Raw genomic sequence first — 8,924 nt, 5'->3', positions numbered from 1 at the left:
GGTGTCGACCGCGCGATCGCCGCGCTCCGGCCGCGAGCGCTGCGGATCGACGTGCTCGGCCTGCGCAGCGCTCAGGCCGTGGTGCTGCACGAGTACTGGCGGTCGAACCCCGGCATCGAGCTGGACGTGACGTCGCTGCGGCTCAACGACCCGCACGAGGTGGCCGCCCAGGTCGCGGCGGGCAAGGTCGACGCGTCGTTCCGCTCCGTCACCGATCCGGCCGCGCTGCCACCCGGCGTGCGGATGATCCACGCCTTCGACTCACCGGCCGAGTTGCTGGTCGGTCCCCGCCACCCGCTCGCATCGGCGGGCACGGTGACCCCGGCGCAGCTGCGCGAGTTCCGCATCTGGGTGCCCGGCATCGCGCCGCGCAGCGAGTGGGCGGTGTTCTACGACGAGCTCGTCACGGCGTTCGACCTCCGCGTCGACGCGGCTGGCCCGCACTTCGGGGACGAGGTGCTGCTCGACACCCTCGCGGAGTCCGCGGAGGTGGCCACCCTGGTCGGCTCGCGCGACCGGTACACCTGGCCCGCCGGGCACGACCTGCGGCGCATCCCGGTCGTGGAGCCGACGATCGCGTACCCGATCTCGTTGATGTTGCCCAGCGCGAGCCCGCACCCTCGGCTGCGCGGGGTCGTCGAGCACCTCGCGGGACTGCCGCCGCTCACCGGCCGGGTTTGGCGGCCGTCCTGGGCGGTACCGGCCGCGTCCTGAGAACGCCGAACGGCCCGGCTCGCCGAAGCGAACCGGGCCGTTCAGAGCGATCGAGCGGCGGGACTCAGAAGTCCATGCCACCGGCGTCCGGCGCGGCCGGCGCAGCGTTCTTCTCCGGCTTGTCCGCGACGACAGCCTCGGTCGTCAGGAACAGCGCGGCGATGGACGCGGCGTTCTGCAGCGCGGAACGCGTGACCTTGGCCGGGTCGATGATGCCGGCCTTGATCAGGTCCTTGTACTCGCCGGTGGCGGCGTCCAGGCCCTCGCCAGAGGGCAGGGACTTGACCTTCTCCACCACGACGCCACCCTCGAGGCCGGCGTTGACGGCGATCTGCTTCAGCGGAGCCTCGACGGCGACCTTGACGATGTTGGCACCAGTGGCCTCGTCGCCCGTGAGACGCAGACCCGCGAAGGCAGCCTCGGCGGCCTGCAGCAGCGCAACGCCACCACCGGCGACGATGCCCTCTTCGACGGCCGCCTTCGCGTTGCGAACGGCGTCCTCGATGCGGTGCTTGCGCTCCTTGAGCTCGACCTCGGTGGCCGCGCCCGCCTTGATGACGGCCACGCCGCCGGCGAGCTTGGCGAGGCGCTCCTGGAGCTTCTCGCGGTCGTAGTCGGAGTCCGACTTCTCGATCTCGGCGCGGATCTGGTTGACGCGACCCTGGATCTGGTCGGCGTCGCCAGAGCCCTCGACGATGGTCGTCTCGTCCTTGGTGACGACGACCTTGCGGGCCTTGCCCAGCAGCGAGATGTCGGCGTTCTCCAGCTTCAGGCCGACGTCCTCGGTGATGACCTGGCCACCGGTGAGGGTGGCGATGTCCTGGAGGATGGCCTTGCGGCGGTCACCGAAGCCAGGCGCCTTGACGGCGACGGACTTGAAGGTGCCGCGGATCTTGTTCACGACCAGGGTCGCGAGAGCCTCGCCCTCGACGTCCTCGGAGATGATCAGCAGCGGCTTGCCGCCCTGCATGACCTTCTCCAGCAGCGGGAGCAGGTCCTTGACCGTGGAGATCTTGGAGCCGAACAGCAGGATGTACGGGTCCTCGAGGACCGCTTCCTGACGCTCGGGGTCGGTCACGAAGTAACCGGAGATGTAGCCCTTGTCGAAGCGCATGCCTTCGGTGAGCTCGAGCTCGAGACCGAGGGTGTTGCTCTCCTCGACGGTGATGACGCCTTCCTTGCCGACCTTGTCCATCGCCTCGGCGATGAGCTCGCCGATCGTGGCGTCAGCGGCGGAGATGGACGCGGTAGCAGCGATCTGCTCCTTCGTCTCGATCTCCTTGGCGTTCTTCAGCAGCTGCTCGGCGATGGCCTCGACGGCCTGCTCGATGCCGCGCTTGAGGCCCAGCGGGTTGGCGCCGGCGGCCACGTTGCGCAGACCCTCGCGCACCAGGGCCTGGGCGAGAACGGTCGCGGTCGTGGTGCCGTCACCAGCGACGTCGTCCGTCTTCTTCGCAACTTCCTTGACGAGCTCGGCCCCGATCTTCTCCCACGGGTCCTCGAGCTCGATCTCCTTCGCGATGGAGACGCCGTCGTTCGTGATCGTCGGCGCACCCCACTTCTTCTCGAGCACGACGTTGCGGCCCTTCGGGCCGAGCGTCACCTTGACGGCGTCAGCGAGGGTGTTCATACCCCGCTCGAGACCGCGGCGGGCGTCCTCGTCGAACGCAATCATCTTGGCCATTGCGGTGTGTTCCTCCGCCTTTGTGGATTCTGGGCCACTGCGGGCCGGCAAAGCCCACAGCGGAACACGGTGCAGTGGCCAGGTTCGGTGCCCGCGACGGACGACGCCCCATCTGATCGACGGGGTGCCTCACCTTCCCAGCCTCACTGCTTTGGCACTCGACTCAGCCGAGTGCTAGTTCGTGTTTAGCACTCGGGCACGGCGAGTGCAAGCGAACCCGGGGTGACGGTCAGCGTGACGTGCGCACCGGCACAGACGTCGGCAGCGGCTTCTTGGAGGTCGACCCGTCCTCGATGTTCAGCGTCGGCGAGGAGTTCGTCTTGGGCTGGCGCGCGGGCTCGTCACCGGGCGACAGGATGATCACCACGATGATGATCACAATGATCGCCGCGGCAGCCGCGATGAGCGGCGCGAACCACGCCGGGCGCTCCTTCTTCGAGGAGGACGTGAACGCACTCGCACCCACCTGGTTCGGCGGGCGCAACCGGACCGGGTCCGAGAGCGGCTGCTGGTAGCCGCCCTGGTACGGGCCCTGCTGCACCGGGTTCGGCCCGGACACCGGCGACTGCACCGGAATCGAGCCGGACTGCGGTCCGACGTGAGCGGGACCCGAGGCCTGCACGACCCCGGCGAGAGCGACGCGCGCGGCGGCGATCAGCTCGGCACAGCTCGCGAACCGCTGCGACGGGTCCTTCGAGGTGCCCTTGCGGATCACCTCGTCGATGGCCGGCGGCAGGCCCATGAGCTGGGACAGCGCGGGCACGGCCTGGCCGAGGTGGCCGGCGATGACCTCCTGCACACCGCCCTGGAACGGCGGACGGCCGGAGAGGCAGGCGAAGAGCATGCACGCGAGCGCGTACTGGTCGGTGCGGCCGTCGACGGGCTCACCGCGCAGGTGTTCCGGCGCCGCGTACGTCGGCGAGCCGAGGAAATCACCCGTTCGTGTGCGGTGCCCGGTGGCGCCGCGGCGGGTCAGGCCGAAGTCGGCGACGTAGACGTGCTCGCGCACGCCTTCCTTGGTGGTCACCAGCACGTTGGCCGGCTTCACGTCGAGGTGCACGAGGCCCTTGCCGTGCAGCATGTCGAGCGCCTCGGCGACCTGGGCGAGCAGCCTCAGCGTGCGCTCTGGGGTGAGCGGCCCCTCCTTGACGTGACCGGAGAGGTCCTGGCCGTCCACCAGCCGCATCGCGATGTACAGCAGGCCGTCGACCTCGTCGAAGTCGTACAGCGGCACGATGTTCGCGTGGTCGATGGCGGAGGTGTTGCGCGCCTCGTCGACGAACCGCTCGCGGAACTCCGCGTCGGGCGCGAGGTGCTCACCGATGACCTTGAGCGCGACCTTCCGGCCAAGTCTCACGTCGGTGGCCTTGTAGGTCACGCTCATGCCACCGCGGCCGAGCACACCGTCGATCCGGTAGTGCGCGATCCGCCGTCCGCTCAGGTCCTCAGACACGCGAGGCAGCCTAACGCGCGTTCAGATCAACCTGCCGTGGGTTGCCCAAAGCTTTGACTTCTCGGTCGTCCTCGAGGACGACGATTCCTGTTTCACGGCCGATCGCGGAAGGGCAAGCCCTTGCCGTCTGACATCAGCTCCGCAGGCATCGCCCGAGTCGCCTCGGGCTACGGCTCGACCAGCCGCAAGGATGTTCTTCGCCGCGTTGAGGTCCCGGTCGTGCCGGGTGCGGCAGCCCGGACACGTCCAGTGCCGGGTGGAGAGCTTCAGTTCGGCGAGCAGATGCCCGCAGGTCGAGCAGGTCTTGCTGGAGGGATACCAGCGGTCGATCACGATCAGCGTGCGGCCCGCACGCTCGCACTTGTACTCCAACTGCCGCCTGAACTCACCCCAGCCTGTGTCGGAGATAACACGGGAGAGATGACGGTTGCGGACCATGCCCGCGACGTTGAGGTCCTCGATCGCGATCACATCCGCTGACCGCACCAACCTCGTGGTGGCGCGGTGCAGAAAGTCCTGGCGCGAGTTGCGGACCTTTCGATGGGCGCGCGCGACCTTCGCCTTCGCCTTGCGGCGATTGCTGCCGCCACGCAGGCAACGGGCCAGTCTGCGCTGGTAACGCGCAAGGTTTCGAGCTCTGCGGGCGACGCGCTGCGGGTTGGCGAGCCGCTCGCCGTCACTGGTGACCAGGAAGTCCTTCAGACCGAGATCCACTCCAATCGCATGCCCAGTGGATTCAGCACGAACATCCTGATCAGCATCAACAGCAAACGTCACAAACCAACGACCGTCCTGCTCGCGAGACACAACTACCATCGTCGGGTTGAGCGCGGCTACGTTCACCTCGCCGAACGACCACACGAACCGCAGTGCAGCGCTCATCTTCGCCACTGTGAGCACACCGTCACGCATCCGGAACGCCGACCGCGTGTAGTGAGCACTCTGCCGACCGGCACGGGACTTGAACCTGGGATGGCGAGTTCGCCCGGCGAAGAAGTTCTGGAACGCCGCGTGCTGATGGCGCAGTGCCTGCTGCAACGGCACGCACGACACTTCCGACAGGAACGCGAGCTCCTCGGTGCGCTTCCATCTGGTCAGCGCGGCATCAGTCTCCTTGTAGGACGTGGGCACACCCTGATCGCGGTAGCGGCGGTGCCTCTCACCCAACGTTTTGTTCCACGCCACGCGCACACACCCGAACGTGCGGTTCAGCGCCGCGATCTGTTCGGGTGTCGGATAGGCCCGGCACTTGTAGGCCGTTCGCACGACACACAAGGTAGCGGAGGGAGCACATCGAGTTACATCCAGCTATCCGTCTTCACACCGTCTGCAGCCGGATGTTGAGCCACAGCTCGAGACCCAGATGATCAGGTCGATCACTAACCGGCGCGGCGCACGTCCGACGCCTGGCTGCGCCCGTCCCGTCCGGCCTGCACCTCGAACTCCACCCGGTCGCCCTCGGAGAGGGTCCGGAAGCCTTCCATCTGGATCGCCGAGTAGTGCACGAACACGTCGGGCCCGCCGTCGGTTGCGATGAAGCCGTATCCCTTTTCGGAGTTGAACCACTTGACGGTACCGAGAGCCAAGGCGTCCTCCTTCAGATCACGCAAGCAGAACGCAACGCTAAAAGAAGAAAAGTCGGCCGGATACCTCCTTACGGAGTCATGAACGAGAGCTGACTCCGTTGGCGCGCAACCAGGTGGTGAGCCGGCGAGGCCCGCGCGTCTGGGTCAGCACGGCGCCTGGGCCGGCGAAGTCGAACACCAGGCCCTCGCCCGTCTGAACGGATTGCGCGGCATCGGGTACCGACGGCCGGAGCCGGCATTGCACCGTGTCGGCGAACGCCATCACGTGGTCGCTCGCGATGGTCACGGCCTCGCCGGCCTCCAGCGTCACGAGGTCGAGCGCGCCATAACAGGCGAGGACGACGCTGCCCTGTCCGTGCGCGTAGTTCAGAAACCCTTCGAGGCCACCGAAGAGCGCCTGCAACGGCGGAGCCTCCGGGTTCATCGCCACCGTGCTGCTCGACGCGACCCAGCCGAGCCGCGCGACGCACCAGCCGTGCGTGCCGTCGAGCTCGACGAGGTGCAGGTCGCTGGGCAGCGTCGGCGCCGCGTCGACCCAGCCGCCCTCCGCGCCCGCCGTGCACAGCGCGACCGCCTTGGTGCCGGTGCCCTTGACCTCGACCGAGAGCCCGAAGCTCGTCGCCATCAGGGCCAACGGGTCGACCAACACCATCTCGTCCGGGGCGAGCACGAGTCTCGCCACGCCGAACGTCGGTGTGTGCCGGGTCCGGACCTGCACTAACAACACCTCCGGGGAAGAACTGGTCCAGGCGATCGTCACGGCTGCGTGTCTTGGCACCACGACGTTGGCAGTATGCAGTCGTGTCCCCCACCACTGTCGCCGAACACCGCCAGCGCGTCGCGGAGCTCGTCGGGCTGATGCCCGTGCTGCAGCTCCCGCTCGACGAGTGCCTCGGGCTGGTGCTCGCAGCCGACGTCATCGCTCCTGTCTCACTGCCTCCGTTCGACAACTCCGCGATGGACGGGTACGCCGTCCGAGCTGCTGACCTTGCGCAGACGCCGGTCAGCCTTCCCGTGGCGGACGACATCCCCGCGGGCCGCACCGAGATCAACGCACTCGAACCGGGAACCGTTCACCGGATCATGACCGGCGCCCCGGTACCGCCCGGCGCGGACGCGGTGATCCAGGTCGAGCTGACCGACGGCGGCACCGAGACCGTGACGATCAACGGGTCCGTTTCGGAGGGCACGAACATCCGGACCGCGGGCGACGACGTCCAGAAGGGCGATCCCGTGCTGCTCGCGGGCACCGTGCTGCGCCCGGCTCAGCTCGGTCTGGCGTCCGCGCTCGGCCTGCCGGAGCTCCCGGTGCGCCGCCGTCCGCGCGTGCTGGTCCTCTCGACGGGTTCCGAGCTGGTCGAACCCGGCCAGCCGCTGCAGCCGGGCCAGATCTACGAGTCGAACGGGATGATGCTCGCGACCTCCGTGCGGGACGCGGGGGGCATCGCCGTGCGGCTGCGGTTCGTGCCGGACGACGTGGACGCGTTCCACCGCGCGCTGGCGCCGTACCTGGGCTCGGTGGACGTGATCGTGACGTCCGGCGGGGTCAGTGCGGGCGCGTACGAGGTGGTCAAGGACGCGTTGGCGAGCCACGACGTGCGGTTCACCAAGGTCGCGATGCAACCGGGCGGGCCGCAGGGCGCGGGCACGTACGAGGGTCTGCCGGTGCTGACGCTGCCGGGTAACCCGGTGAGCGCGCAGGTGTCGTTCGAGGTGTTCGTCCGTCCGGCGCTGCTCGCCTCGATGGGGCACGCGCAGGTCGAACGCCCCACCGCGCGGGCAACCGTGTCCTCGCCGCTGACGTCTCCACAGGGGAAGACGCAGTTCCGGCGCGGTCTGTACGACCCGTCGTCCGGTCAGGTCGTGACGCCGGTCGGGGGTCCGGGGTCGCACCTGCTGTCGGCGCTCGCGTTGTCGAACTGCCTGATCGAGGTGCCGGAAGACGTGACGGAGCTGGCTGCCGGAGCCGAGGTCACCGTCAGATACCTGCAGTAGAAGGGCTGGGATGAGGGCCGCACTCGCGCTGGTGATGCTCGCCGGGTTCTTCGTGCTCGCGGTGGCGCTCGCGGGTGGCCTGACCGCGATCGCGATCTGGCGGTTCACCATCGGCGACGTCGAGGGCGGCGCCTGGATGCTCGTCCTCGCGGTCGCTCTGGGCGGTCCCGCGCTGTGGGCGACCGTGCGGGCGATCTTCGCGCGACCGGAGCCGAGCGGGTTCCCGCTGGCCCGCGACACGCATCCGGACCTGTGGCGGCACGTCGACGAGCTGGCGGGGATCGCCGGCACTCGCGCGCCCGACGACGTCCGGCTCGTGGACGGTGCGAACGCGAGTGTCTGGGAACGCCGCGGCGTGCGGTACCTGGAGCTGGGACTGCCGCTGGTGGCGGGGCTGAGCGTCGGCGAGCTGCGGTCGGTGCTGGCCCACGAGCTCGGGCACTACGGCGGCGGTCACACCCAGCTCTCGTCGATGACCTATCGGGCGAAGATCGCGCTGCAGCTGTCCGTGAGCCAGGACCGCGTGTTCGGGCTCCTCAGCGCGTGGGCGCACCTCTACGCGTTGGTCGCCGCGTCGGAGAGCCGGGACCACGAGCGGTTCGCCGACGAGGTGGCCGTGGCCGCGGCGGGCCGGGATGCGGCTCAGCGTGCGTTGCTGCGCATCGGACCGGTGGGTGAGGCGTGGGCCGACTACCTCACGTCCTACGTGTCGCTGGCGGTCATGGCGGGGCGCACGCCGCCGTTGCTCGAGGGCTTCCGCTGCTACCTGAACCACCCGCGGCGCGTGCACGAGTTGCGCCGGCTGGAGAGCGTGCTGGCAGAGCTCGAACCGACCTCGGTGTTCGACAGCCACCCGCCGATCCGCGACCGGGTGGCCGCGATGGCCTTGCTGACCAGCTCGGACGTCCCGATCGACGAACGGCCGGGCTGGACGTTGCTCACGGGTGTCTCCGCGGAGGCGGCATCCCGTCTGCTCGACGTTTCAGGGCCTTCGGCGACGTGGGAGGAGCTCGTCCCGTTGAGCGGCCCGGCCCAGGTGCGCCGGTACGCCGAGGCTTTGCGGCACGCGGGCCGGGTGAGCAAGGTCGGCTCGTCGTTGTCCGACGTGCTGGCGGCGTTGGAGCGCGGCGAACTGCTGAAGCTCACCGGCAGGCCCGTCGACGCGTCGCTGACGGACGAGCAGGTGCGCGAGGCGGCCGTCGACACCGTGACGGAACTACTGGGGTGCGCGGTCGCCGACCAGCTCGTCACCGCTAACCGCGCCGTGCTGGAACTCAACTGGGGCGGACTGTTCGTGCTCCGGCTGCCCGACGGAGCTGCGGTCTATCCGGACGATCTGGTCGCACCCGCCGTCCGTGACGCTAACCAGGTCCCTGAAGTGCGAGTTCGCTTGCAGGCCATCGGTGTCGACGGACTGTGACGGAACGCTCACCGACCGACGTTGTTCACCCCATGTGACGGGGATTACACTGCCCGCAGGTGCCGGTCGGCC

General features: G+C 68.9%; 8 protein-coding genes. 3 read left to right on the top strand and 5 right to left on the bottom strand.

Annotated elements, in window-relative coordinates:
- A partial coding sequence (locus UK23_RS11930) for a LysR substrate-binding domain-containing protein (RefSeq protein WP_045311504.1) occupies window positions 1–714 on the top strand: 714 nt, incomplete at its 5' end.
- 64 nt (window positions 715–778) lie between these two features.
- On the opposite strand, the gene groL is transcribed toward UK23_RS11930, so the two are convergent.
- The 5 genes from groL to UK23_RS11905 form a co-directional block, all read right to left on the bottom strand.
- Complete coding sequence (gene groL / locus UK23_RS11925) at window positions 779–2,398, bottom strand: chaperonin GroEL (protein WP_045311503.1); 1,620 nt, start codon at window positions 2,396–2,398, stop codon at window positions 779–781.
- Window positions 2,399–2,627: 229 nt separating this feature from the next.
- Window positions 2,628–3,851, bottom strand: a complete 1,224-nt coding sequence (locus UK23_RS11920) for a serine/threonine-protein kinase (RefSeq protein ID WP_045311502.1) — start codon at window positions 3,849–3,851, stop codon at window positions 2,628–2,630.
- Between the two features lie 21 nt (window positions 3,852–3,872).
- Window positions 3,873–5,117 (bottom strand): RNA-guided endonuclease InsQ/TnpB family protein, encoded by a 1,245-nt coding sequence (locus UK23_RS11915; RefSeq protein ID WP_045311501.1) that lies wholly within the window; start codon window positions 5,115–5,117, stop codon window positions 3,873–3,875.
- Between the two features lie 113 nt (window positions 5,118–5,230).
- Window positions 5,231–5,437 (bottom strand): cold-shock protein, encoded by a 207-nt coding sequence (locus tag UK23_RS11910; protein ID WP_030470913.1) that lies wholly within the window; start codon window positions 5,435–5,437, stop codon window positions 5,231–5,233.
- A gap of 76 nt (window positions 5,438–5,513) precedes the next feature.
- Window positions 5,514–6,155, bottom strand: a complete 642-nt coding sequence (locus tag UK23_RS11905) for an AIM24 family protein (RefSeq protein ID WP_045311500.1) — start codon at window positions 6,153–6,155, stop codon at window positions 5,514–5,516.
- Between the two features lie 83 nt (window positions 6,156–6,238).
- Between UK23_RS11905 and glp the strand changes: the two genes are divergently transcribed.
- Together glp and UK23_RS11895 are read left to right on the top strand one after the other, a co-directional pair.
- Window positions 6,239–7,432: a gephyrin-like molybdotransferase Glp gene (glp, locus tag UK23_RS11900; RefSeq protein WP_269112268.1), complete on the top strand. Its 1,194-nt coding sequence runs from the start codon at window positions 6,239–6,241 to the stop codon at window positions 7,430–7,432.
- Between the two features lie 10 nt (window positions 7,433–7,442).
- A complete protein-coding gene (locus UK23_RS11895; RefSeq protein ID WP_045311499.1) occupies window positions 7,443–8,852 on the top strand; it encodes a M48 family metallopeptidase in 1,410 nt (469 codons plus the stop codon).
- The last annotated feature ends 72 nt before the right edge of the window (window positions 8,853–8,924 follow it).

Origin of the sequence: Lentzea aerocolonigenes (genome assembly GCF_000955955.1) — a bacterium.
GTDB classification, from domain to species: domain Bacteria; phylum Actinomycetota; class Actinomycetes; order Mycobacteriales; family Pseudonocardiaceae; genus Lentzea; species Lentzea aerocolonigenes_A.
The sequence above is the reverse complement of the archived record's forward strand: the minus strand, read 5'-3'. Positions and strand labels throughout refer to the sequence as shown.

Bases quoted from the DNA above. Each gene is read 5' to 3' on its own strand.
- UK23_RS11895 (WP_045311499.1), top strand. From the start codon at position 7,443: ATGAGGGCCGCACTCGCGCTGGTGATGCTCGCCGGGTTCTTCGTGCTC.
- groL (WP_045311503.1), bottom strand. From the start codon at position 2,398: ATGGCCAAGATGATTGCGTTCGACGAGGACGCCCGCCGCGGTCTCGAG.